Genomic DNA, 24,311 nt, shown 5'->3' with positions numbered 1-24,311 from the left:
CGGGCCGATCGCGGCTCAGACCGCAGCGGCCTCGGCGGCCAAGGCGGCCGCGTTGACGCGGGTCAGCACGTCGTGCAGTTCGCCGAGGTCGTCGAGCGAGACACCGAGCGCGGCCACCACCTGGCCGGGGACCTCCAACGCCTGTGTCCGGAGATCGGCACCGGCGTCGGTGAAGACGATGTCGACGCTGCGCTCGTCGTCGTCGCGGCGTCGTCGTTCGATCAGACCGGCTGTTTCGAGGCGCTTGAGCAGCGGCGAGAGCGTCGCCGAGTCGAGCTGCAGTAGTTTGCCGATCTCCTTGACCGGCAGCGGCGCGTGCTCCCAGAGGGCGAGCATCACCAGGTACTGCGGATGGGTGAGGCCGAGCGGTTCGAGGATGCGGCGATAGATCTTGAGCACCGAGCGGTTGGCGACGGCCAGCGCGAAGCACACCTGGCTCTCCAAGAGCAGGGGGTTCTCGTCGAAGGCGGTGCTCTCCATGGCTTCAGTCTAGCCGCTTCGCCGATATAAATCGGGCGCGATTGAATTGCACCCGCCGCGGGTGGCATACTCGATAGCGCACGATCTATCTTCCCCAGCAGAAAGCGCGCCGCGATGAGCAAGCGACCGAATCCGATCCAGTGGATCGGCTACGTGTACGGGGCCAAGCTGCCCGAGAGCCAGACGGACTGGGTGGCGAACGACCTGATGGGTCCGCACGCCTTCCTCCGGCACATGATTCGGTCGCAGGTCTCCTTCGTTCCCGTGTACCTGGTGCTGTTCTTCGCCTTCCCGAGCGGGCCGGTCTGGGTGCGCCTGCTGATGGTGCTGCTGGGCGCCTGCCTGGCGCTGATCTTCTCGGTGTCGTATATGGATCAGAATCGCGTCCGCCGCCTCCAGAAGCACGGTCTGGGCAACACTCCGGAGACGTACCGGCAGCGCGCGGAAGCCGAACACCTCAAGACGCAGTACGAGAAGATCTACGGCGCGCGCAACGGGTGACCTGAGGCCGCCCGCGACCACTTTGTAGTGTCGGAGACATATCGGCGTGCGTCGGGTGCTCCGGGAATCGAGGTCGGTCGGTGGCGTTAAGTGCGGACGAGCTGGAGATGGTCGCGTTGGTGCGCGACTTCGTCGATCAGCGGGTCGTGGGTCGCGTACGCGATTACGAACAGGACGACATCTATCCCGAAGAATTCATCGAGGAGATGAAGACCCTCGGCTTCTTCGGCCTCCTGGTCCCGGCCGAGTACGGCGGCGTCGACGTCAGCACCGCATGTTTCTCGGCGGTCACCGAGGAATTGGCGCGCGGCTGGATGAGCCTGGCCGGCGCGATCGGCGGACACTCGGTGATCAGCTTCCTGGTGAAGACGTTCGGCACGCAGGAACAGAAGGAGCGGCTGCTGCCGCAGATGGCCGACGGCCGGATGCGGGCCACGATGGCGCTCACCGAGCCCAGCGGTGGCAGCGATCTGCAGGCCATGCGCACGTTCGCGACTCCGGTCGAGGGTGGCTACTCGATCACCGGTTCCAAGACGTGGATCTCGAACGCGGCGCACTCGGGCCTGATCGGGCTGCTGTGCATCACTGATCGCTCGGCCGAGTCCGCGCACCGCGGGATGAGCGTGATTCTGGTGGAGCCGGGCGACGGCATGACGATCTCCAAGAAGCTGCCCAAGCTGGGCTATCGCGGCGTGGAGGCCTGTGAGCTGGTCTTTGATGAGATGTTCGTGCCCGCGAGTGCCGTGCTCGGCGGTGAGGCGAATCTCGGCTGGGGCCACATGATGCGCGGACTCGAGATGGGTCGCATCCAGGTGGCTTCGCGCGCGCTCGGCGTCGGGCAGGCCGCGCTGGAGGCCGCGGTGAAATATGCGCAGGAGCGCGAGTCCTTCGGTAAGCCGATCTGGAAGCACCAGTCGGTGGGCAATCTGTTGGCCGACATGGCCACCAAGCAGCAGGCCGCGCGCCTGCTGACGCTGGACGCGGCCGACAAGCTCGATCGCGGCGAGCGCGCCGACATGGAGGCCGGCATGGCCAAGCTGTTCGCGTCGGAGACGGCGATGGCCATCGCGCTCGACGCGGTGCGCGTGCACGGCGGCTACGGCTACTCCCGCGAATACGAGGTGGAGCGCTACTTCCGCGACGCGCCGCTGATGATCGTCGGCGAGGGCACCAACGAGATTCAACGCAATGTGATCGCCGCGCAGCTGATCGCGCGCAACGCGATCTGAGCGTGCACGAGACCCTCCGCAGCGGCTCAATGCACGGTCCGGCGCGGTCTCCCTCCAGATGCATTGCGGCGCGACTATCGTGTCTTCACGATCGGTGATGTTCCGCTGCCGGAAGGGTGGCGCTTAGAGCTCGGCCGAATCGCGCCCGGATTCGAACAGGTCGGGGGAGGGATGCAGGTGAAGATACACCCCCCGAAGGATTTTGCACTGCTCTACAATACGACGATTCTCGAGTACCTGGCGGTGTCATAGCGTCGTAGCAACACTGCAGGCCACCAGGGGTTGCAGGTAGCACGACGGGAGACCCGGGTGGGGCTTGGACGGATGATGCTGACGGTGGCGGATCGAACGGAGATCGCCGTCGGCAGACGGGCGGGGATGACGGTCACCGCGATCGCCGAGCAGATCGGCCGGGACAAGTCGATCGTGTCGCGAGAGATCAAACGCAACGCCACCAAAGCCGGCACCTATCGCGTCATACACGCCGACAAGCAAGCGAAGGCACGACGAGCCCGCCCACAGACCAGAACGATCGACACCGACTCGGTACTCGCCGAACGAGTACGATCCGACCTGCGCGCATCGCGGACACCCAGACAGATCGCTGGCCGATTGAAACTCGAGTCCGAAGACTCCACAGTGGACCCCATGACGGGATCACCGAACGCCCACGGACGCCGCATTTCACACGAATCGATCTATCGGTGGATCTACGCTCTCCCGAAGGGAGAGTTGGCTGCTCAGGGCATCCTGCTGCAGTCCAAACGCACCGTGCGCACACCGAGGAAGTCGGCCGGTGAGCGATCAGCGCGGATCGTGGGCATGGTCAGTATCGATGACCGCCCCGAGACAGCATCTGATCGGCGGGTGCCGGGCTGGTGGGAGGGGGATCTGATCGTCGGGAAGGCCGGCCAGTCCGCGGCGGTAACACTGGTGGAACGCACGAGCCGGTACACGCTGATCCTGGGTCTGCCAGACGGGAAGAAAGCGTCGGGTGTTGCCGATGTGCTGATCGATCACCTGCGGGGACTACCGCAGTTCATGCGGAAAGGGCTGACGTGGGATCAAGGCACTGAGATGGCTGAGCATGCCAGCGTCACCGTAGCCGCCGACCTGCCGATCTACTTCGCTCATCCCCGCTCACCATGGGAACGACCTACCAACGAGAACACCAACGGCCTGATCCGCGAGTACCTGCCCAAGGGCACCGAGATCCCGTCCGACCAGCTCTACCTGGAAGCGATCGCCCGCGAGCTCAATGAGCGGCCACGCCAATGCCTGGGCTTCTACACCCCGAGGGAAGCCTTCGAACGCCTACTCAAAGACAACGTTGCTTCCACGATTTGACACCGCCCCTTGCAGAGATTGGATTCCTTGAATGGTAGATCAGCCCACTGGATTCAGCGAGGAAGAATATTTGAAGTTCGCCGATCTATTTAGGTTCTGGGGAGAGCGGTATTCGGAGATTGGGGTGCGGCCAGACTGGTCTGGAATCGCGCCTCAGGAACCTCATGGGTACCCGGCAATGGAGATTTCCGCTAGGGAGATTGGCGGTGATCCTGGATATATACTCCGACGGGAAGGGGCACTGGTTCACCAGTACTGGATCGAACGTGGATCGCTCGACGATATGGGCGAGTTCAGGCAATTCTCTGACGCACTGAAGGCGATGTCCATCCTTCTCGCCTCGGGATATCGACGAGCAAAGGGGTACGAGCCACTCTACTCCAAATTGGATGGGATAATGCCCGAGGGGGTCGAGGTCTCATCTTTGGGCGACGTGGAAGTCTATCGGATTGTCGGCGGCGATCCTGATCGGTACTTCCGGGTATACGGTGATCCCGGTGGATTGTTGCCCTATATGCTTGCGCATAGCCTGAGCGAGGTTAATGCAGATCTCCTCCGACCGTAGAGTTCATTGACGGCTCTGGGGGCAAGCCGGCTCTTAGGATTTCAGAGTGCGTGGACTCGATTCGCGAGCTGGCGGGAGCGCGGTAGGACCGCAAGATGTAGCGGTCGAGGTTGCGGAACCCTCGGGCTGTCCTGGCCCCGGTGTCCGAGTACATCTGCGGGATCCGTTGCCTGCACAGGTCGAGTATTCTCGCGCGGCGAGATGCACGCCGTGGAAGGGATCCATCACCCGGGCAGCTGCGCGCGTACGGCAAGGCGCGATATCTCATGGGCGGAGCGCGTGAAACCGTAGCGGATGGTGGGCTGTGACCATCAAGTGCGACAGTTTCGCGACAGGAGGAATTGGGGTGGGCGCGCGCAGGCCCGTATTCCGCGGTCCGACTCGGTGTCAGGGGGTGACGACCACCAGGGTTTCGGCGACCAGGGCGGGCTTGGCGGCACCTTCGGCGGTCACCACGTACTTGATCGTGATCATCGCGCCGGCGGGGCCGTCGGCCACGTCGACCACGGTGGCGGTGGCGGTCAGGACGCTGTTCACGAGCACCGGTGCGGGGAAGCGGACCTTGTTGGCGCCGTAGTTGATGCGCGCGCCGCCGAAGTCGATGGTGAACAGGTCGGCGCCGAATTGCGGCAGCAACGACAGCGTGAGGTAGCCGTGCGCGATGGTGGCGCCGTAGGGCCCGGCGGCGGCGCGCTCCGGATCGACGTGGATCCACTGGTGATCGCCGGTGGCGTCGGCGAAGGCGTCGATCCGGCTCTGTTCCACGGTGATCGGGGTGCCGGGGCCGAGCTCTTCGCCGATGGTGGCGCGGACGTCGTCGAGGCTGCTGAATACGCGGGTCATGATGCTCCTGGGGTGTCGAAGGTGAGGTCGAGGGTCGTGTGGATGCGCGGCTCGGCGTCCGGGTCGGTGTGGGTGACCACGGAGACCGCGGTGCCGCTCTCGCTCGGAACGGACTGCAGCACTGCGGGTTCCGCGCAGAACAACGGTGCCAGATTGCGGTGCGCCAGGCCGGCGATGCGCCGGTCGTCGGCGCCGAGACGGTGGGTCTCGGCGAGCGCCAACGTCATCAGCGGTCCGTGCACCACGAGTCCGGGATAGCCCTCCACCCCGGTCGCGTACGGCCAGTCGTAGTGAATGCGGTGCGCGTTCGCGGTCGCTGCGGAGAAGCGCATGAGCAGCGTCGGGTCGGTCACCAGCCGCCAGCGGTCAGGGCCGTCGGGCACCACGGCCGGTCCGCAGGGAACCAGCGCGGCGGCCGATTCCGGGCTCGGCGGCTCGCCGGTGACGGCGGCCGCTTCCCGGTAGATGAGGTTCTGCTGTTCGGTCACCGCGAGGGTGCCGTCGGGCGCGTAGAGCTCGATACCGACGACCACCACCACGAGCGTGCCGCTGCGGCCGTGCTTCTCGGTGACCGACTCGACGCGGGCCTCCCGGCGAACCGTGTCGCCGACCCGCAGCGTGCCCGGAAAGGCTGCGGTGCCGCCGGCGAACATCCGCCGCGGCAACTCCACCGGCGGCAGGAACGAGCCTTTGAACGGGTGGCCGTCGACCGCGAGCAGCGACGACGGCGACCAGCGGGGCAACGCGACCCAGTGCCACAGCGGCGGCAGTACGTCGCCGACGCGGGGGGCGGGGAGTCCGTCGTCGAGCAGGGCGGCCAGCGCGGCGACCGGTGCCGGGTCGAGGTACTCTTCGCTGACGACGGTGTGCGGCGCCCACTCCGCGTCGCCCGAGCGACTAGAGATGGCGGCCGCCGGTCACCTCGGTGAGCGTTCCGGTCATGTACGACGACAGGTCGCTCGCGAGAAACAGTGCGACGGAAGCGATCTCGCTGGGTTCACCGGCGCGGCCCATCGGGATCTCGGCCATCTTGGACTCCCAGATGCGCTCCGGCATGGCCTCGGTCATCGCGGTGCGGATCAGGCCCGGCGCGATCGCGTTGATCCGGACGCCGAGGTGCGCGACCTCCTTGGCGGCGGCCTTGGTGAGACCCACGATGCCGGCCTTCGCGGCCGAATAGTTGGTCTGGCCCAGCAGGCCCACCTTGCCGGAGATCGACGACATGTTCACGATGGCGCCGCCGCCGTGCTCGCGCATGTACGCGGCCGCGGCACGGGTGCCGTTCCACGTGCCCTTCAGGTGGACGGCCACGACGAGGTCGAAGTCCTCTTCGGTCATCTTCCGCATGGTGGCGTCGCGGGTGATGCCGGCGTTGTTCACCATCACATCGAGCGCGCCGAATGCGGCGACCGCCTCGTCGACCAGCGCCTGCACCTGCTCGGACGAGGTCACGTCGCACCGGACACCGACGGCCACGTCGGTGCCGCCGAGCGCGTCGACGGCCGGGTCGAGGGCCTCGATATTCAGGTCGCCGAGCACCACCTTGGCGCCCTCGGCGACGAAGCGTTCGGCGATCGCCAGGCCGATGCCCTGGGCGCCGCCGGTGATGACGGCGACCTTGCCGTGGAGCAGAGTGGTCATGCGTTGGTCTCCTTACGGGTCTGGCGGACCAGGCCGCCGCCGATGATCAGACGTTGAATCTCACTGGTGCCCTCGTACAGACGGAGCAGTCGCACGTCACGATAGATCCGCTCCACGGTGGAGTCACGCATGTAGCCGCTGCCGCCGTGCACCTGCACCGCCTTGTCGGCGACGTCGCCGGCCATCTCGGTGCAGAACAGTTTCGCGGCCGACGGCGCGATCCGTCGATCGGTGCCGGCGACCCAGGAGGCCGCGGCCTCGCGGACCAGTGCGCGCCCGGCCATCACGCCCGTCGCCATGTCCGCGAGCATGGCCTGCACCAGCTGGAAGTCGCCGATCGGCTGACCGCCCTGGGTGGTCACCGCGGCGTGACGGAGGGATTCGTCGAGCGCGCGCTGCGCGGATCCGACGGCCAGCGCGGCGATATGCACGCGGCCGCGGGCCAGCGAGGTCATCGCGGCGCGGTAGCCGACGTCGACGTTGCCGCCGACCAGCGCCGCATCGTCGACCGCGACGGAGTCGAAGTGGACGTCGGCGGTCCAGGCGCCTTCCTGTCCCATCTTCTTGTCGCGGGGCGCCACCGAAACACCCGCGGCCTCGGCGGGCACGAGGAACACGGCGATTCCGGGACCGTCGTCGTCCGCGGGCCGCACCCGGGCGAAGGTGACGAACAAGCCGGCCAGCGGCGCGTTGGTGATGAAACGCTTGCTGCCGTTGAGGATCCAGCTGCCGTCGGCCTGCTGGACCGCCTTGGTGCGCAGGCCCGCGGGGTTGGACCCGGCGCCCGGTTCGGTGAGCGCGAACGACGCCACCACGTCGCCGGAGGCGATCGGACCGAGCCACTGCTGCTTCTGCTGATCGGTGCCGAAGTTCACCAGCACCTGGCCGGCGATGCCGTTGTTGGTGCCGAACATGGAGCGCAGCGCGAGGCTCGTGTACCCGAACTCCTGGGCCAGCTCGACGTCCTGCGCCAGGTCCAGACCGAGGCCGCCGTACTCCTGCGGGATCGCGTAGCCGAACAGGCCGATGTCCTTGGCGGCCTGGCGGAGGTCCTCGGGGACGGCGTCGCCGTCGGCGATCTCCGCCTCCCGGGGGACCACCGCGGTGCGGATGAAGTCCCGGACCGCGGCGTGGATGGTGGCGAAGTCGTCAGCGCTGACCTGCGACATACGGGGCCTTCCTGTTGGCAAAACATGTGGGGGATAAGGGGAATGGGTGAAGCGGGGTACCGCTATTTGGCGTAGTCCTCCAGCAGACGCCGGCCGATGATCATTCGTTGGATGTCCGCGGTGCCTTCGCCGATCAAGAGCATGGGAGCTTCACGATAGAGGCGTTCGATCTCGAAGCCCTTCGCGAAGCCGTACCCGCCGTGGATCCGGAAGGCGTCCTCGACCACCTCGTGGCAGTATTCGGCGGCCAGATACTTGGCCATTCCGGCTTCGAGGTCGTTGCGCTGGCCGGAGTCCTTGATCCGCGCCGCGCGCACCACCATCTGGTGTGCCGCTTCGACTTTCGTGCCCATCTCCGCGAGACGGAACAGCACGGCCTGGTGTTCGGCGATCGGCTTGCCGAAGGTCTCGCGGTCCTGGGCGTAGTCGATGCCCAGCTCGAAGGCACGGTTGGCCATGCCCACCGCCCGCGCAGCGACGTTCACTCGGCCCACTTCCACGCCGTCCATCATCTGATAGAAGCCGCGGCCGGGCTCGCCGCCGAGGATCCTGTCGGCGTCGATCGTGAAACCGTCGAACAGCAGCTCGGTGGTGTCGATGCCCTTGTAGCCCATCTTGTCGATCTTCCCGGGGATGGTGAGGCCGGGCGCCACCTCGCCGAAGCCCGGGGTCTTCTCCACCAGGAACGTGGTGAGGTCGCGATGACGACCGCCCGGCTGTCCGCTCGGGGTGCGCACCAGCACCGCCACCAGCGACGACGAGCCGCCGTTGGTGAGCCACATCTTGGCGCCGTCGAGGGTGTACCGGCCGTCGTCGCCGCGCGTGGCGGTGGTGGTGATGGCGGCGACGTCCGAACCCAACGCCGGCTCGGACATGGAGAACGCGCCGGTCAGCTCGCCGCGGGCCAGACGCGGCAGGTACTCGGCCCGCTGCTCGGGGGTGCCGTGCTGCGCCACCAGGTGGGCGACGATGAAGTGGGTGTTGATGACGCCGGAGATGCTCATCCAGCCTCGCGCGAGCTCTTCCACGACGAGCGCGTAGGTGAGCAGCGACTCGCCGAGACCGCCGTATTCCTCGTCGATGGTGATCCCGAAAACGCCCATCTCTTTCAGTGCTTCGACGATCGCCGTCGGGTATTCGTCGCGCGCTTCGAGCTCGGTGGCGACCGGCAGAATCTGCGTGTTCACGAAGTCGCGAACACTCGCGAGCATGGCGCGTTGAACGTCGGTGAGGTCAGCGGTTTCGCAGAGTCGGCCCATGTTCGGATCATGGCAGAAGTTTCGAGGGGCCGGAATAGTCGCGTGGTACAGATAGGTCGAACGCTGACAATTCCCAATGCGAGAGGGGTCTTACTGTGCGTGAGGCCATTGTGTGCGAGCCGTTGCGAACTCCGGTCGGTCGTTACGGGGGTGCGTTGGCAGCGCTGCCACCTGCGGATCTGGCGGCCACGGTGATCCGAGAACTGGTGGCGCGCACCGGTATCGAGAGCTCCGACATCGACGACGTGATCTTCGGGCAGTGCTACCCGAACGCCGAGGCGCCGGCCATCGGTCGCGTCGCCGCGCTCGACGCCGGACTCGATGTCCGCGTGCCCGGCATGCAGGTGGATCGACGGTGCGGTGCAGGCCTGCAAGCGGTGCTCGACGCCGCGATGCGGGTGCAGACCGGTGTCTGCGATCTGGTGCTGGCCGGCGGTGCGGAGTCGATGAGTCAGGCCGAGCACTACGCGATGGGACTCCGGTTCGGATTGAAAGGCGCCGACACCGCGCTCGTCGACCGCATCGGCCGCGGCCGCCTCACCCCGGGCGGCAAGTTCCACCCGGTGCCGGGCGGCATGCTGGAGACCGCCGAGAACCTGCGCGCCGAGTACGGGATCACCCGGGCCGCGCAGGACGAGCTCGCCTACCAGTCGCATCGGCGGGCCGTCGCCGCCCACGAGGAGGGCCGATTCGCCGACGAGATCGTGCCGGTGACCGTGCCCGGCCGACGGGGCGACACGGTGGTGGACCGGGACGAGCATCCGCGTCCGGACGCCTCCCTCGAACAGCTTGCGACGCTGAAGCCGGTGCGGGCCGGACAGGACCCGGAGTCGACCGTCACCGCGGGCAATTCCAGTGGTCAGAACGACGGCGCGGCCGTCGCCATCGTCACCACACCGGAGAAGGCGGCCCAGTTGGGGCTGCGTCCGCTGGCGCGACTGGTGTCGTGGGCGGTGGCCGGTGTGGAGCCCTCGCGCATGGGCATCGGTCCGGTCCCGGCCACCAATCTGGCGCTCGAACGGGCCGGGTTGGGGATCGCCGACATCGACCTGATCGAACTCAACGAAGCCTTCGCCGCACAGGTGCTCGCCTGCACCTCGGCGCTCGGGCTCACCGAGGCCGATCTGGCGCGGGTCAACGTGAACGGTTCGGGCATCTCGCTCGGCCATCCGGTGGGCGCCACCGGCGTGCGGATCCTGGCCACGCTGCTGCGTGAACTCGACCGCCGCGAGGCGCGCTACGGCGTCGAGACCATGTGCATCGGCGGAGGTCAGGGCTTGGCGGCGGTCTTCGAGCGAGTGAGCTGACCGATGGAGCTGGGAGCACCGCTGGCCGGTGTGCGAGTGGTCGAGTTCGCGAGCTTCGTGGCCGGCCCGTCGGCCGGGCTGGCGCTGGCGCAACTCGGCGCCGACGTGATCCGCGTGGACCAGTTGGGCGGGAACGTCGACCATCGACGCTGGCCGCTGTCGACGGCGACCGGGGAGAGTCTGTACTGGAACTCCCTGAACCGCGAAAAGCGTTCTGTCGCACTGAATCTGCGCGAGCAGGCCGGACGTGACCTGTTGCTGGAACTGGCCACCGCACCCGGCCCCGACGCGGGCATCGTGGTGGACAACGCGGTCGGCCGCGACTGGCTCGCCTACGACGCGCTGGCCGCACGACGCTCGGACGTGATCTCGGTGAAGGTGCAGGGGCGCGCGGACGGCGGCGGCGCGGTGGATTACACCGTCAACAGCAGCAGCGGGGTGGCCACGATGACCGGGCCCGCCGACTCCTCGGATCCGGTGAACCACGTGCTCCCGGCCTGGGATCTGCTGTGCGGTCAGCAGGTGGTGTCCGCGGTGCTGGCGGCGCTGCGTCGTCGAGATCGCACGGGTGCGGGCGCGCAGATCGAGATCGCGCTGGCCGACGTCGCCCTCGCGGCGGTCGCCGATCTGGGCTGGTACTCCGAGGCCGCCGAACGCGGCGATCGCGTGCGGCACGGCAACCACCTGTACGGGGCGTTCGGCGTGGACTTCGCCACCGCCGACGGTGATCACGTCATGGTGGCGGTGCTGACGCCGCGCCAGTGGGCGGCGGTCGGCGCGGCCACCGGGACCGCGGAAAGCCTTGCCGCACTGGCGGATTCGTCGGGGTCCGACCTGTCGACCGATGAGGGGCGGTACGCCCAGCGCGCGCAGATCGAAGCGCTGCTCGCGCCGTGGTTCGCGGCGCGCTCGACGTCGGACGTCCACTCGGCGCTGACCGCCGCGGGCGTGCTGTGGGGCCCGTATCGGAGCACCGCGCAGGTGGCCGCCGACTTCGCGGCGAACCCGGGCGGCGAGCCCGTCCTGGCGCGGCTGGACCAGCCCGGCATCGGCCCGGTGATCTCGGCGAACTCGCCGATGCGGATCGACGACGCCTACTCCGGCACCCGCCCGGCGGCGGCGCTCGGCGCGGACACCGAAGCGGTGCTGCGGGAGGTTCTCGGTCACGGAGACGCCGACGTCGCGCGTTTGCGGGAGGCCGGAATCATCGCGGTGTGAGCCCCGACACCGCGATTCTGCGCACGTGTGTTTCCACACTTGCGGGGCGTTGAGCAGGGACTTCGGGTTTAGCATCGTCGTTCATGAGTGAAACTCCCCCGCTGGCGGTGCTGGCGCGCGGACTGATGCAGACCGGCCCCTGGGGTCGCGTGTACGGTCCGCTGGATCTGGAGATCCCGGCCGGCGGCCTGACCATCCTGCAGTGCCCGGCCGGGCCGGGCCGCACCGCGTTGCAGATGACACTGGCCGGACGGATGAAGCACAAGTCGGGCGTGTTGACCGTGCTGGGACGCACCGGCGTCGGCAAGATCTTTCCGCTCGCCGGGCTGGCCGCGATCGCGGACCTCGACGCGGTGTACGCGTCGGTGCGCGTCGTCGACCTGGTGACCGAGCAACTCCGCTGGGACGCTCCCTGGTATCGGATCGTCCGCCGGGCCGATCAGGAGACCTACGAGCGCTTCTGCGCTCCGGTGTTCGGGGAGCTGCCGCCGCCTCCGCTGGACGAGTACGTGGAGAATCTCTCCGAGCTGGACGGGCTGCTGTTGCGGGTCGCGCTGGCGAACACCGGGCGCCCGCCGCTGCTGGTGGTCGGCAACATCGACCAGGTCACGAGCGACGAGAACCAGCGCACGCTGGTGCGTCGTCTCGTCGCACTGGGCCGGGAGCAGACCGTGATCACCTGCACCGTGAACACCGTCGACCCGGCCCTCGGGTACCGGGAACAGATCGTCGTGGAGCTCGACCCGGAAGGCGAGGAGTAAGCCGTGCTGGCTGGAATGTCACTGGGGACCGAGCTCAAGCGGTACTCCAAGGGAGCGATGCCGCGCATCGCGATCGTCACCATCGTGCTGCTGCCGCTGCTGTACGGGGCGATGTATCTGTGGGTCTTCTGGAATCCGTTCGACGACGTCAACAAGCTGCCGGTGGCGCTGGTCAACGAGGACACCGGCGCGCAGGCGCAGGGCAAGCACCTGGCTGCGGGCGACGAAGTGGTCGCGAATCTGAAGGCCAGCGGCGAGCTGGATCTGCGCAGCGTCGACGCCGCCGAGGCCGCGGACGGGCTCGCGCACGGCCGCTACTACTTCACCATCACCATCCCGAAGGACTTCAGCTCCGCGATCGCCTCGGCGACCGGACCCGATCCGCACAAGGCCACCGTCGAGTTCACCTTCAACGACGCCAACAACTACCTCGCCACGGTGATCGGCAACAGCGCCGCCGCCCAGGTGACGGCAGCGTTGAACGAGGGGATCGGCGAGCAGGCCGTGGACCAGGTGCTGGTCGGACTGCAGAGTGCCGGGACCGGTCTCGTCGAAGCCGCCGACGGTGCCAAGCAGCTCGCCGACGGCCTCGGCACCGCCAACTCGGGCGCGCAGCAGTTGTCCCAGGGGGCCGACGAACTGGCTGCCAACTTGGGCGTCGCCCGCGACGGCGCCGCCCAGCTGGCCGCCGGGAACGCGCAGCTGGCCGACGGCGTCGCCGCGGCGACCGCGCCGCTGCTGCCGCTGCTCGACCAAGCGTCGTCCCTGTCGATGACGGCGGAATCGGCGGCCGAGCTGGGCCGCGTGGCCGGGCAGGTGGCCGACCTTCTCGAACCCGTGCACGGCGTGCTGGTCCGCGCCGGGATGGATCCGACGATCACCGCGCAGATCAAGCAGTTGGCCGGACAAGCGCGGGCACTGTCGACGCAGTTCGCGGGACCGAACGGGTCGGCGTCGTCGATGCTCGCCCAGCTCCAGTCGGGTGATCTGTCCGCGAAGGTGGAGCAATTGCGCTCGGGCGCAGCGCAGTTGAAGGACGGGTCGGCCACGCTGTCCGACGGTCTGGGGCAGCTGTCCGACGGCAGCAACCGGCTCGCCGACGGCGCGGGTCAGCTCGCTGCGGGTCTACCGCAGCTGGACGCGGGCGCGAACCGTCTCGCCACCGGCCTGGCCGACGGCGTCAAGGCGATCCCCGACTTCGGGGACCAGGCGCAGCGGCAGGACGTCGCGGGCAACCTGTCGACGCCGGTCGCGTTGAAGGAGACCACGCACAACCCGGCGCCCACCTTCGGCGTCGGCTTCGCGCCCTTCTTCCTCACGTTGGCCCTGTTCATCGGCGCGATGATCATCTGGATGCTGATCAAGCCGCTGCAGCCGCGGCCGGTGATCGCCGGGGTGAGCGGCCTGCGCGCGGTGCTGTGGTCGTACTGGCCGGCGTTCCTCATCGCCGCCGCGCAGGTGGTGGTGATGTTCGTGGTGGCGCAGTTCGCCGTCGGCCTGAACGCGGCCCACGCACTGGGGCTGGTGGCGTTCATGCTGCTGATCTCCGCGGCGTTCCTGGCGGTGATGCAGATGTTCAACGTGATCCTCGGCGTGGCCGTGGGGCGCGTGATGTCGTTGGCGTTCCTGATGGTGCAGATCGTGGCGTCGGGCGGCATCTATCCGGTGCCGACCACCGCGACGCCGGCGCAGGTGCTGCACCCGTGGGATCCGATGAGTTATGCCGTGACCGGCATGCGGCAGATGATCTCCGGCGGCGTGGACAGCCGCTTCTGGGTGGCCGTGGCGGTGCTCGCCGGACTGCTCGTGGTGAGCGTGGCGATCAGCGCCTGGGGTGCCCGCCGGAATCGCCAGTACACGATGGTGCAGCTCTTCCGCCGATCCAGATCTGACGTCGCTCCGGGCCCGCGCCCGCGCCCGCCCCCGCTCTGGCGTGTCGCGACCCTGCTGCCGCGTCGCCGCGCGGGCTCCGCGAGCGACCCGGGATCAGGGTCGCGACACGCGGGCGGGCGGGCGGGAGGGAGTGGCTCAGCCGTCGCGGAGGGTGCGGGCGGCGGAGGTGGCGAGGTCGTCGGCGATCTCGTTGTAGTGGTCGCCGTTGTGGCCCTTGACCCATCGCCACTCGACCCGGTGCCGCTTCTCCTCGTCGACCAGGCGCTTCCACAGCTCGTCGTTCTTCACCGGCTTCTTCGCCGCGGTCTTCCAGCCGTTGCGCTGCCAGCCGGCCACCCACTTGGTGATGCCGTCGCGCACGTACACCGAGTCGGTGTAGAGGATCACCGACGACGGCCGGGTCAGCGCGGCCAGTCCCTCGATGGCGGCCTGCAGTTCCATCCGGTTGTTCGTGGTGTTCGGCTCGGCGCCGGAGAGCTGCTTCTCGGTGCCCTTGTAGCGGAGCACCGCGCCCCAGCCGCCCGGCCCCGGATTGCCCAGGCACGCACCGTCCGTCGAGATCTCGACCACCGCATCGCTCATGGGACGCAACGGTACCGGGCGGGCGGCCGGGCGTGAAAAGCTGAGAACCATGTCCGACGACGCGCCCCGAGTCCACCTGTTCCGTGCGGTCAACGTGGGCGGTGCGAAGCTGCCGATGGCGCGGCTGCGGGAGATCGCCGCCGACCTCGGGGCGACCGACGTGTCCACCTACATCGCGTCCGGGAACCTCCTCGCGCGGCCGCCGGCCGAGCCCGCCGACTTCGATCGGGCACTCGAGCGGGCCGTCGAGGACGAGTTCGGCTTCTTCCGCGAGGTGATCTCGCGCAGCGTCCAGGAGCTGGAGGCGGCCTTGGCCGCCTATCCGTTCGCCACCGCGCCCGACTTCGCCGAAGCACCGTCCGGACACATCTGCTTCCTGGCCGGCCCGCCCGACCCAGTGGCCGCCGCGGAGTTCGTCGCGCGCGAGTTCGGTGCGGGCGAGAAACTCGCCGTGATCGGCGACGACCTGCACCTGGACTACCCCGGCGGTGCGGGCAAGACCCGGCTGTCGGCCCCGGTGATCGCCAAGGGGCTCGGCGTGCCGGGCACCGCCCGGAATCTGCGCACCGTCGCGAAGTTGATCGAGCTCGCCACCGCGGGCTGAGCGGGGCCGGCAGGAATCCGGCGGGTGGGGAGTTCACTGGCACCGGCGGGGGCACCGTGGTCACTATGACCACGGTGACCGTCTCTGTGCCAGCGAACTCGTGGGTAGCGGTGATCAGTCGACGATGATCTCGCCCATGGCGCCGCGGTCGCTGTCGAACATGCGGTGGTTGAGGAAGGTGTAGGTGCCCGGCTCGGTGAAGGTGAGCTCCACGAAGCCGCCCTGCGCCGGAAGTAGGCCGAGGGCCTGGGAGCCGCCGCCGAGGGGGTCGTCGCGCCGCAGCTGGTAGGCGCCCTCGGAGTAGACGGTATCGAACAGGGTGCCGATCACGTGGAACGACAGCGGTTCGTTGGGACCGGCGTCGAGCACCCACAGGCGGAGGCGGTCGCCCACCTTGGCCCGCAGCGGGCGGTACACGTACTGGTTCGCGTAGCCGTTGAACATCACCAGGTCGGGCACTCCGGCGGCGACCTTGGCGGCGTCGATCGGTCCGCCGTCGGGCCCGAGGTACCACTCGGACTGGGTGAACAGGTACTCGGCGTCGACCGGGGATAGATCCGGCGGGTCGATCACCACGGCCCCGAACATGCCCGCGGCCAGGTGGACGGGCATGGGCATGGTGGCGCAGTGGTACAGCCAGATGCCGGTGCGCACGGCGGTGAATCGGTACACCAGGCGCTCGCCCGGGTTGATGTCGCGCATGTTGGTGTCCGGCGAGACCATGCCCGCGTGGAAGTCGATCGAATGCGCCATGGTGCCGTTGTTGACCAGGGTGATCTCGAAGACGTCGCCGCGCTTGCCGCGCAGCGTGGGCCCCATCGCCGTGCCGTTGTAGGTCCACAGTGTTTGCCGCACGCCGGGCGCCACCTCGCCGGGGCCCTCGGTCACGGTGAACGTGTACTTGTGGGTGTTCTCGGCGGGTGCGGGTGCCAGCCGTGGATCGCGGGCGACGAAGCCGGGCCCGGGCTCGTCCATCAGGTCGACGGGCGGGGCCGCGCCGGACCCGCCGGACATGTCCATCTGGTGTCCGCCACTGCCACCGGTGTCGGGTGCGTCGCCGGTGGTGCGGATGTGCAGCACCATGCCCTGCTGCCGATGTCCGACGATGGAGCACCAGCCCTCGATCGCCCGACCGACCACGCCCACGTCGATGGTGGCGCTGGCGCCGGGGGCTAGACGACCGGTGCTCTGACCGGTCTCGAGCACGAGGTCGTGCACCTGGTCGGCCTTGTTGGTCACCGTGAGGATCAGGCGGTCGCCGGGCGCCACGGTGATGGTCTCCGGGGTGAAACGCATGCCGACGGCGTCGACCTGCACGGTCTCGGTCTTGCCGGTGGGGGCCACGGAACCGGAGGCGTCGATCACCGCGGCGTCGGAGCCGCCGAGGGCGGTGGCCACCGAGACCACCAGGGCCAGGGCCGCGGCGGCCGCGACCGACTGCAGGCCGCGCTGCGGTCCGGGCTTCGGAGCGGGCGCACTGGGGGCGTCGGCGTCGGAATCGGAGTCGGGGGCGTCGGCCTCGGCGGCTAGCGCGCGACGCACCTGCATGGCGGCGCGGGCGCTGAGGATCATGATCGGCAGGAACAGGATGAACGCGAGCATCACCAACGACGACAGCCCGACCTTGGCCCAACTGCCCAGCGGCAGCAGCCACAGCACCAGGCCACCGTTGATCACCAGCACGCGCCACAGCCACCACCGGTTCATCTCGGCGGCACCCGCCGCGGTCACCGGGCCGCCGCCCATCAGGGTGGGGAGCAGGTGACTCATCACGCCGAGCAGCAGCTGTCCGGCGAATCCCGCCAGGAACCACATGGACAGCAGGCTCAGCCGGGTCACCTCGAACGGTCCGGTCAGCAACACCACGAGGTACGCGACCAGCGACCCCAGCAGCCAGAGCAGCGCCGCCGAGATCGACGCGGACGCATACGAATCGGGCGGATGACGCAGGGCCACCGGAACGAACGGCACGACGATCAGCAGCCACCCGGCCAGGTAGAGGCCCACACCGGCTGCGGCCAGTACCGGCAGGTCGGCGAGCGCGCCCGCGCAGATCACCGCGATCGCGGTGGGCAGCACGACGAGGGCGTAGGGTCGTCGCCGATTCCGCACCTGCGTGGCACCGAGCAGTCGCGGGTACATCACCAGCAGCACGCCCGCGGTCGCCAGCCCCAGGAAACCGAGCACGTTCAACGCCTGGTGGGTCAGCAGGAAACCGGCCTGCTGCGGATCGGCGAAGCCGTAGGCCAGCAGCACGCCGGCGGCCGCGCCGAAGGGCAGGAGACAGGCCGAGGCGACGAAGAACCACGCGCTGATCGCGTTCTCCGCCGGCCCCTGCCCCTCCGCGTGGCGGTGCCGTTGCGCTTCGACGATGAGCCGGGCCAGAGCCCAGGCGTGCCACGCCACCACCGTGCCGATCAGCACCGCGCCCACCAGGGTCACCGGCCAGAGCACCGCCAGCATGCCGACGATGGTCACCAGCAGCCCGAGGTTGAGCGTGTAGATCCGCAGCAACTGAACCAAGCGACGTTCCGGCGGCAGGTGGTAGCCGAGGAAGCGTTCGGCGAGGGTCTGCGACCACACCAGAATCGAGTTCGCGACCAGCCCGATGGTGAAGACGTGCACGATCAGCCAGCGCGACTCGGGAAGCGCGAAGTGCGTCAGCCCGATGCCGATCAGCACCACCATCCACACGCGCACCGGCATGCCGGCCCGCTGATGCCAACTCCGCGGACGGCGGGTGTCGGGTTTCGCCGAACCCGGTCCGGTCGGGGTCTGCTGTGCGGCGGCGTTCACAAGGCCAATACTACGGAGCCGTAATCCGCTCAATCAGAGGCCATGGGCCCGTCGACGATCGACGTGACTCCGGGGTGCCGGGCGATCAGCGGCACTGGCCGGCGGGGAGGGTGCTCACCGAGTTGCTGGTGTAGCTTGCGCCGCGGGTGATGCCCAGTCGAATGCACCCGCCCTCGCTCGCCGCGTCGTCGGCCCCCATCTGGATCATGCGACCGAAATGCGGATTGAGGAGGACGGTCGGGATCTGTGGGACGTTCGAGAACGCGTCGCCGAGGCCGTGCGTGGCGATGACGGCGGTCTCGGCGCGGGACAGGGTCACCGAGTAATTGTCGGCCGCCGTGGCCGATCCGGCACCCCACACACCGGCGGCCGCGCCCGCCGCGCACATCGCCACTGCTGCTCCGGCCAGGACCTTCTTGGTACGCATCGTTCGCGCCTCCCCTTCGTTCTTTCGTATGTCGCGGCGAGCTTGCCGCGCCGGAACGAGGGTAGGCAGGAACGACCGGCCGACATCGGACGGGAACGCCCGAGATCTGCCATCGATGCAGCTAGCGGCGGCGAAGAGGGATTCCGGTCCGGAACTGATCAGTCGACGGCGGCGGCGAACTGTGCGTTGTAGAGGGTGTAGTACGCGCCGCGCGACTCGAGCAGCTCCCCGTGCGTGCCCTGCTCGACGATGTGGCCGTCCTCCATCACCACGATCAGGTCCGCGTTCCGGATGGTGGACAGGCGGTGCGCGATCACGAAGCTCGTGCGGTCACTGCTCAGGTTGGCCATCGCCTCGCCGATCAGCAGCTCGGTGCGGGTGTCCACCGAACTGGTGGCCTCGTCGAGGATCAGGATGGTCGGCTTGGCGAGGAAGGCGCGGGCGATGGTGATCAGCTGGCGTTCACCGGCGCTCACCCCGCCGCCCTCGTCGTCGAGCACGGTGTCATAGCCGTCGGGCAGCGTGTGCACGAAGTGGTCGACGTGGCTGGCCTTGGCCGCCGCGATCACCTCCTCGCGGCTGGCGCTCGGGTCGCCGTAGGCGATGTTGTCGTAGATGGTGCCGCCGAAGAGCCACGAGTCCTGCAGCACCATGCCGGTGCGCTCGCGCAGATCGTCGCGGGTCATCTGGGCGGCGTCGGCGCCGTCGACCAGAATTCGGCCGGAGTCGACGTCGTAGAACCGCAGGATCAGATTCACCAGCGTGGTCTTGCCCGCGCCGGTGGGTCCGACGATGGCGACCATCTGGCCGGGCCGCGCCTGTAAGGACAGGTTCTCGATCAGCGGGCGATCGGCGCGGTAGCGGAACGACACGTGGTCGAACTCGATGTGGCCGGAATCGGAGCGCGGGGTCACCGGGTCGACCGGGTCCGGCGACTCCTCCGGCTCGTCGAGCACGTCGTAGATGCGTTCGGCCGAGGCCACACCGCTCTGCATGAGGTTGAACATCGAGCCGATCTGCGTGAGCGGCTGCGTGAACTGGCGCGAGTACTGGATGAAGGCCTGCACCTCGCCCAGGCTCAGCTGGCCGGACGCCACACGCAGGCCGCCGACCACGGCCACCGCGACGTAGTTCAGGTTCCCCAGGAACATGATGGTCGGCATGATGATGCCGGAGATGAACTGGGCCTTCCAGCTCGACTCGTAGAGGGCCTCGTTGTCCCGGTCGAAGACCTCCTCCACCGCTTCGCGGCGACCGAAGGCCTTCACCAGCTCGTGCCCGGTGAAGGTCTCCTCCACCTGCGCGTTGAGCTTGCCGGTGGAGCTCCACTGCCGGACGAAGTGCGGCTTGGACCGCTTGGCGATCAGCGCCGTCGCGATCACCGCGAGCGGCACGGTGGCCACCGCGATCAGCGACAGCAGCGGCGAGATGGTCAACATCATCACCAGGATCGCGGTCACCATCAGCACCGAGTTCAGCAGCTGGCTGATGGTCTGCTGCAGGCTCTGCGACAGGTTGTCGAGGTCGTTGGTCACGCGGCTGAGGAGGTCGCCGCGCGCAGCCTTGTCGTAGTACGACAGCGGGAGGCGGTGCACCTTGTCCTCGACCCGCGCGCGCAGGGCGGCGATGGTGCCGACCACCACCTGATTGAGCAGGTATGCGGCCAGCCAGCCGAGCAGCGCCGACCCGAGGTACAGCGCCAACACGATGAGCAGCACGCGCCCGACCGCGGAGAAGTCGATGCCCTGACCGGGGGTCAGATTCATCGAACTCACCATGTCGGCGAAGGTGTTGTCGCCGCGGGCGCGCAGCCCGTCGACGGCCTGTTCCTTGGTGATCCCGGCCGGCAGCTGGCCGCCGATCACGCCCTCGAACAGCAGGTTGGTGGCATCGCCGAGGACGCGGGGAGCGAGCGCGGTGAGTGTCACCGACGCCACGATCGAGCCGAGCACCAGGATCAGACGGCCGCGATAGTCGGAGAGGTTGGCGATCAGCCGCTTCAGCGACGGACCGAACGAGCGGGCCTTCTCCAACGACGGGCCGGCACCCGGGTGACCGCCGCCACCGGGCCGCGTCACGACGCTGCTCCGATCGCCAGCTGGGATTCGACGATCTCCGCGTAGGTCGGGCAGGAGAGCAGCAGGTCGTCGTGCTTGCCCAAGCCGACCACCGCGCCCTGCTCCAAGACCAGGATCTGATCGGCGCCGATGATGGTGGACATGCGCTGGGCGACGACGATCACGGCGGCGTCCCGGGTGGCCGGGGCCAGGGCGGCGCGCAGCTTCGCGTCGGTCGCGAGGTCGAGCGCGGAGAACGAGTCGTCGAACAGGTAGATGGACGGCCTGCGGATCAGGGCCCGGGCGATCGCGAGGCGCTGACGCTGGCCGCCGGACACCGTGGTGCCGCCCTGCGCGATGTCGGTCTCCAGACCTTCGGGCATGGCCCGCACGAAGTCCTCGGCCTGCGCGATCGCCAGCGCCTCCACATCTGCTCTTCGGTGGCGTCGGCCTTGCCCTGCCGCAGGTTGTCGGCGACGGTGCCGGAGAACAGGAACGCGCGCTGCGGCACCAGGCCGATGTGCTGGCGCAGGGCATCCGGATCGACGTCGCGGATGTCGGTGCCGCCGACGCGGACCGCGCCGCCGGTCACGTCGATCAGGCGCGGAATCAGATTGATCAGCGTCGACTTGCCGGTGCCGGTGGAGCCGACGACGGCGGTGGTGGTACCCGGCGCGGTGGTGAACGCGACGCCGGAGAACACCGGATCGTCGGCGCCCGGATAGCCGAACTCCACGTCGTCGAACTCGACGACGGCCGGATCGCCGGTGATCGGGGCGGCCACGAGCGGTGCGCGCACCGAACTCTCGGTGTCGAGGACCTCGCAGATGCGGTCGGCGCAGACGCCGGCGCGCGGGGCCATCATGGCCAGGAACGACGCCATCATCACCGCCATCATGATCTGCATGACGTACGTGATCATCGCGGTGAGCGCGCCGATCTCCACGCTGCCGCTGTCGATCTGCTTGCCGCCGAACCACAGCACCGCCACCAGCGTGAGGTTGGTGATCAGCATGACGGCCGGGAACATCAGCGCCATCATCTTGCCGACGCGCAGCGAGGCGTCGGCCAGCGAATCGTTGGCGACGCCGAAGCGGGCGATCTCGTGGCGTTCCCGCACGAAGGCGCGGACCACGCGGATGCCGGTGATCTGCTCGCGCAGCACCCGGTTCACGTCGTCGATCCGCTCCTGCATGGCGCGGAACGCGGGCACCATCCGGGCGATGATCACGCCCATCGTGAGGCCGAGCACCGGCACCGCGACCACCAGAATCCAGGAGATGGAGAACGCGATGGTCATGCCCATCACGATCCCGCCGATCCCCATGATCGGGGCCATCACCAGGATCGAGATGCCCATCACCGCCAGCAACTGCACCTGCTGGACGTCGTTGGTGGTGCGAGTGATGAGCGACGGCGCACCGAACTGCCCCACCTCGCGGGAGGAGAAGTCGTTGATCCGATGCATCAGATCGTGCCGGATGTCGCGGCCGGTGCCGAGGGCGGCGCGGGCGCCGAAGAACATCGCCGCCACCGAACAGATCACCTGGGCCGCCGAGATCGCCAGCATCCAGCCGCCGATGCGCAGGATGTAGCCGGTGTCGCCCTTGGCGATGCCGTTGTCGATGATGTCGGCGTTCAGCGTCGGGAGATACAGCATGGCGACCGTGGCCACCAATTGCAGGCCGACCACGGCCGCCAACAGTCCCCGGTACTTCGCGAGATAGGAGCGGAGCAGGCGGATCAGCACGCGACCCACCCTACGTGGTGCGCCGCACCCGCGCCGCCGGTGCCGGGGGACCGGTCAGTGCAGCGGGACAGCGGCCTCGGGCGAGTAGGTGAGGTAGGTGAACGACTCGGTGAAGTACAGGTTCACCACGTCGCCGTCGTGCGAGTCGTAGCCGATCGAGACGTCCTGGCCGATGGTCAGCTCGAAGTCGCCGCCGCGGGTGCTGATCAGCACCGCACCGGTGATGGCCGGCGCCCACACGATCTCGCCGTCGGTGAGGATGCGCTGCAGGTGCTGGCGCACCGGGTAGCCGTCGTTCACGGTCTCGTTGACCTCGGCGTACAGGTCGGCGCTGAGTGCCAGCGAGTACGGGCCGTCCACCGAGTTGAGACGCAGGCGGTTCATCGCGGCGCTGATCGCCTCGGGGAAGTCGACGACGTTCTCCGGCAGGTCCAGGGATTCGCCGGAGGCGGCCTCGGTCATGCCGGTGATGCTCGCCGCAGCGAAGCCTTCGAAAATCGCCTTGTCCTCGGTGCGGGCCAGCTCGCTGGCCGCGCGCACCACCGAGTCCCAGTCGGAGTCGGGGGCGCCGCGGTCCACGTTGTCGACCGCTTCGCGGGACACCGTGAAGGGCACCTTGACCTCCACCAGCGGCTGCGAGTGGCGCAGGTACGCCTCGACGCCGTCGGCGGGGGCGTCGATCTTGGCGCGACGACCCAGGGTCACCGCGTCGACGTCGAGTCCGAGCGGGCCCTTGACGTCGACCAGACGACGCCCGGCGCTGTTGCGCTTGAACGAACGGGTGGCTTCTTCTTCGATCTCAGCCCACGCGGCGGACGAGATGGGGGCCAATTCGCGGTGCAGATTGTTCATCGATACTCCTGAATCTTGTGGGGTGGTGCGGGGCGTCAGCTGCGCGGGCGCAGGCTGCCGATACCGAGCGAGCCGCCGGTCGACGGCGCAGGCGGCAGGTCGTCGAGGAAATCGGCGGACGGCGCGAAGAACTGGGCGCCGGTCACCGCGGTGGTGAAGTCGAGTAGTCGGTCGTGATTGCCGGGCGGATCGCCCAGGAACATGTTCGCCAGCATCCGTTCGGTGCTGTCCGGGCTGCTCGAGTAGGCGATGAAGTAGGTGCCGATCGGGCCGTCGCCGCCGATCTGGCCGTACGGCATGTTGTCGCGCACGATCTCGATCTCGTTGCCGTCGGCGTCCTCGATCACGTTGAGCGCGATGTGCGAGTTGCTGGGCTTCACCTCGTCGTCCATCTCGATGTTCTCCACCTTGCTGCGGCCGATCGCGTCCTCCTGGTCGGCGACGGAGAGGGCATCCCAGGCAGCGAGGTCGGTCACGTAGCGCTGGACGGCGACGTAGCTGCCGCCGGCGAACGCGCGGTCCTCGGGGCCGACGGTGATGGCGTCGATCGCGTCCTGGCCCACCGGGTTCTCGGTGCCGTCGACGAAACCGATCACGTCGCGCAGGTCGAAGTACCGGAAGCCGTGGACCTCGTCGGCGGTGCGGACGGCGTCGCCGAGTTGGCGGCTGAACATCTTGCCGACCTCGAAGCACAGGTCCATCTGGTCGGACTTGAGATGCAGCAGCAGATCCGCGGCGGTCGCCGGGGCGGTGTGCGTCTCGCCCTCCAACTGGCGGAACGGATGCAGCGCTGCGGGGCGGGGGCCGGTGAACAGGCGGTCCCAAGCGTCTGAGCCGATGCCGATGATCGACGTCAACGCGGCCTCGGGCTGGCGGGAACCGACCGATCGGGTCAGTCCGGCCAGGCCGGCGAGTGCCTCGCGCACCGTCTCCTCGCCTCCCGGCTCGATGGTGAGCGTCAGGAAGATGGCGTAGCGCGTCTTGCGCGTCAGGATGGTTTGTCCGGTTGTCACGCCTTCCACCCTAGCCG

20 protein-coding genes and 3 pseudogenes are annotated in these 24,311 nt (G+C 68.5%); 10 read left to right on the top strand and 13 right to left on the bottom strand.

Annotated elements, in window-relative coordinates:
- Window positions 1–15 precede the first annotated feature (15 nt).
- Window positions 16–480: a MarR family winged helix-turn-helix transcriptional regulator gene (locus MUG78_RS05530; RefSeq protein WP_246992941.1), complete on the bottom strand. Its 465-nt coding sequence runs from the start codon at window positions 478–480 to the stop codon at window positions 16–18.
- 114 nt (window positions 481–594) lie between these two features.
- Between MUG78_RS05530 and MUG78_RS05525 the strand changes: the two genes are divergently transcribed.
- The 5 genes and pseudogenes from MUG78_RS05525 (at window position 595) to MUG78_RS05510 (ending at window position 4,122) form a co-directional block, all read left to right on the top strand.
- Window positions 595–981 (top strand): DUF5313 family protein, encoded by a 387-nt coding sequence (locus tag MUG78_RS05525; protein WP_246992939.1) that lies wholly within the window; start codon window positions 595–597, stop codon window positions 979–981.
- Between the two features lie 80 nt (window positions 982–1,061).
- Window positions 1,062–2,210: an acyl-CoA dehydrogenase family protein gene (locus MUG78_RS05520; protein WP_246992937.1), complete on the top strand. Its 1,149-nt coding sequence runs from the start codon at window positions 1,062–1,064 to the stop codon at window positions 2,208–2,210.
- Between the two features lie 42 nt (window positions 2,211–2,252).
- Window positions 2,253–2,462 (top strand): annotated as a pseudogene (locus MUG78_RS18410) (glycohydrolase toxin TNT-related protein); the annotation flags it as partial.
- 75 nt (window positions 2,463–2,537) lie between these two features.
- Window positions 2,538–3,557: an IS30 family transposase gene (locus MUG78_RS05515; protein WP_246996860.1), complete on the top strand. Its 1,020-nt coding sequence runs from the start codon at window positions 2,538–2,540 to the stop codon at window positions 3,555–3,557.
- A 31-nt stretch (window positions 3,558–3,588) separates the two neighbouring features.
- On the top strand, window positions 3,589–4,122 hold the full coding sequence (locus tag MUG78_RS05510; protein WP_246992934.1) for a hypothetical protein: 534 nt from the start codon (window positions 3,589–3,591) through the stop codon (window positions 4,120–4,122).
- A gap of 387 nt (window positions 4,123–4,509) precedes the next feature.
- Here MUG78_RS05510 and MUG78_RS05505 read toward each other — a convergent pair whose 3' ends face one another.
- The 5 genes from MUG78_RS05505 to MUG78_RS05485 all read right to left on the bottom strand — a co-directional run bounded on the left by MUG78_RS05505 (window position 4,510) and on the right by MUG78_RS05485 (window position 9,034).
- Entirely contained in the window at window positions 4,510–4,965 is a 456-nt protein-coding gene (locus MUG78_RS05505; RefSeq protein ID WP_246992933.1) for a MaoC family dehydratase, read from the bottom strand.
- Entirely contained in the window at window positions 4,962–5,870 is a 909-nt protein-coding gene (locus MUG78_RS05500) for an HTD2 family dehydratase (RefSeq protein WP_246996858.1), read from the bottom strand. The genes MUG78_RS05505 and MUG78_RS05500 overlap by 4 nt, the downstream gene beginning before the upstream one ends.
- Window positions 5,863–6,606: a 3-oxoacyl-ACP reductase FabG gene (gene fabG, locus MUG78_RS05495; protein ID WP_246992931.1), complete on the bottom strand. Its 744-nt coding sequence runs from the start codon at window positions 6,604–6,606 to the stop codon at window positions 5,863–5,865. The genes MUG78_RS05500 and fabG overlap by 8 nt, the downstream gene beginning before the upstream one ends.
- Window positions 6,603–7,775, bottom strand: coding sequence for an acyl-CoA dehydrogenase family protein (locus MUG78_RS05490; RefSeq protein WP_246992928.1), 1,173 nt, complete (start codon window positions 7,773–7,775; stop codon window positions 6,603–6,605). The genes fabG and MUG78_RS05490 overlap by 4 nt, the downstream gene beginning before the upstream one ends.
- A 62-nt stretch (window positions 7,776–7,837) precedes the next feature.
- On the bottom strand, window positions 7,838–9,034 hold the full coding sequence (locus tag MUG78_RS05485; RefSeq protein ID WP_246992926.1) for an acyl-CoA dehydrogenase family protein: 1,197 nt from the start codon (window positions 9,032–9,034) through the stop codon (window positions 7,838–7,840).
- 95 nt (window positions 9,035–9,129) lie between these two features.
- On the opposite strand from MUG78_RS05485, the gene MUG78_RS05480 reads away from it, so the two are divergent.
- The 4 genes and pseudogenes from MUG78_RS05480 to MUG78_RS05465 all read left to right on the top strand — a co-directional run.
- A complete protein-coding gene (locus MUG78_RS05480; RefSeq protein ID WP_246992925.1) occupies window positions 9,130–10,341 on the top strand; it encodes an acetyl-CoA C-acetyltransferase in 1,212 nt (403 codons plus the stop codon).
- 3 nt (window positions 10,342–10,344) lie between these two features.
- Window positions 10,345–11,559 carry a CoA transferase gene (locus MUG78_RS05475; RefSeq protein WP_246992923.1) on the top strand — a complete coding sequence of 405 codons (1,215 nt, stop codon included), beginning with the start codon at window positions 10,345–10,347 and terminating at the stop codon, window positions 11,557–11,559.
- A gap of 83 nt (window positions 11,560–11,642) precedes the next feature.
- On the top strand, window positions 11,643–12,320 hold the full coding sequence (locus MUG78_RS05470; RefSeq protein ID WP_246992921.1) for a hypothetical protein: 678 nt from the start codon (window positions 11,643–11,645) through the stop codon (window positions 12,318–12,320).
- A gap of 15 nt (window positions 12,321–12,335) precedes the next feature.
- A pseudogene (locus tag MUG78_RS05465) lies at window positions 12,336–14,111 on the top strand (YhgE/Pip family protein); the annotation flags it as partial.
- Between the two features lie 237 nt (window positions 14,112–14,348).
- Here the strand turns inward: MUG78_RS05465 and rnhA are convergent.
- Window positions 14,349–14,795 carry a ribonuclease HI gene (gene rnhA / locus MUG78_RS05460; protein ID WP_246996856.1) on the bottom strand — a complete coding sequence of 149 codons (447 nt, stop codon included), beginning with the start codon at window positions 14,793–14,795 and terminating at the stop codon, window positions 14,349–14,351.
- A gap of 49 nt (window positions 14,796–14,844) precedes the next feature.
- Here rnhA and MUG78_RS05455 point away from each other — a divergent pair, with 49 nt between their 5' ends.
- The gene (locus MUG78_RS05455) at window positions 14,845–15,399 is read left to right on the top strand and encodes a DUF1697 domain-containing protein (protein WP_246992919.1); all 555 of its coding nucleotides are present in this window, start codon (window positions 14,845–14,847) and stop codon (window positions 15,397–15,399) included.
- A 114-nt stretch (window positions 15,400–15,513) separates the two neighbouring features.
- Here the strand turns inward: MUG78_RS05455 and MUG78_RS18255 are convergent, their stop codons facing one another.
- From MUG78_RS18255 to MUG78_RS05420, 6 genes and pseudogenes are all read right to left on the bottom strand, one after another.
- Window positions 15,514–18,195, bottom strand: a complete 2,682-nt coding sequence (locus tag MUG78_RS18255; protein ID WP_308221332.1) for a multicopper oxidase domain-containing protein — start codon at window positions 18,193–18,195, stop codon at window positions 15,514–15,516.
- Between the two features lie 85 nt (window positions 18,196–18,280).
- Window positions 18,281–18,622, bottom strand: a complete 342-nt coding sequence (locus tag MUG78_RS05440; RefSeq protein ID WP_246992917.1) for a hypothetical protein — start codon at window positions 18,620–18,622, stop codon at window positions 18,281–18,283.
- A 158-nt stretch (window positions 18,623–18,780) separates the two neighbouring features.
- Window positions 18,781–20,700 carry an ABC transporter ATP-binding protein gene (locus MUG78_RS05435; RefSeq protein ID WP_246992915.1) on the bottom strand — a complete coding sequence of 640 codons (1,920 nt, stop codon included), beginning with the start codon at window positions 20,698–20,700 and terminating at the stop codon, window positions 18,781–18,783.
- Window positions 20,697–22,429 (bottom strand): annotated as a pseudogene (locus MUG78_RS05430) (ABC transporter ATP-binding protein). Before MUG78_RS05430 ends, MUG78_RS05435 begins: the two are co-directional and overlap by 4 nt.
- Window positions 22,430–22,483: 54 nt before the next feature.
- Window positions 22,484–23,281, bottom strand: coding sequence for a family 1 encapsulin nanocompartment shell protein (locus MUG78_RS05425; protein ID WP_246992913.1), 798 nt, complete (start codon window positions 23,279–23,281; stop codon window positions 22,484–22,486).
- A gap of 35 nt (window positions 23,282–23,316) precedes the next feature.
- Entirely contained in the window at window positions 23,317–24,294 is a 978-nt protein-coding gene (locus MUG78_RS05420; RefSeq protein ID WP_246992911.1) for a Dyp-type peroxidase, read from the bottom strand.
- Window positions 24,295–24,311: the final 17 nt, after the last annotated feature.

The sequence above is a fragment of the Gordonia alkaliphila genome, from assembly GCF_023017165.1.
GTDB classification, from domain to species: domain Bacteria; phylum Actinomycetota; class Actinomycetes; order Mycobacteriales; family Mycobacteriaceae; genus Gordonia; species Gordonia alkaliphila.
Note: the sequence above shows the minus strand (reverse complement) of the source record. Positions and strands in the feature narration are given on the sequence as shown.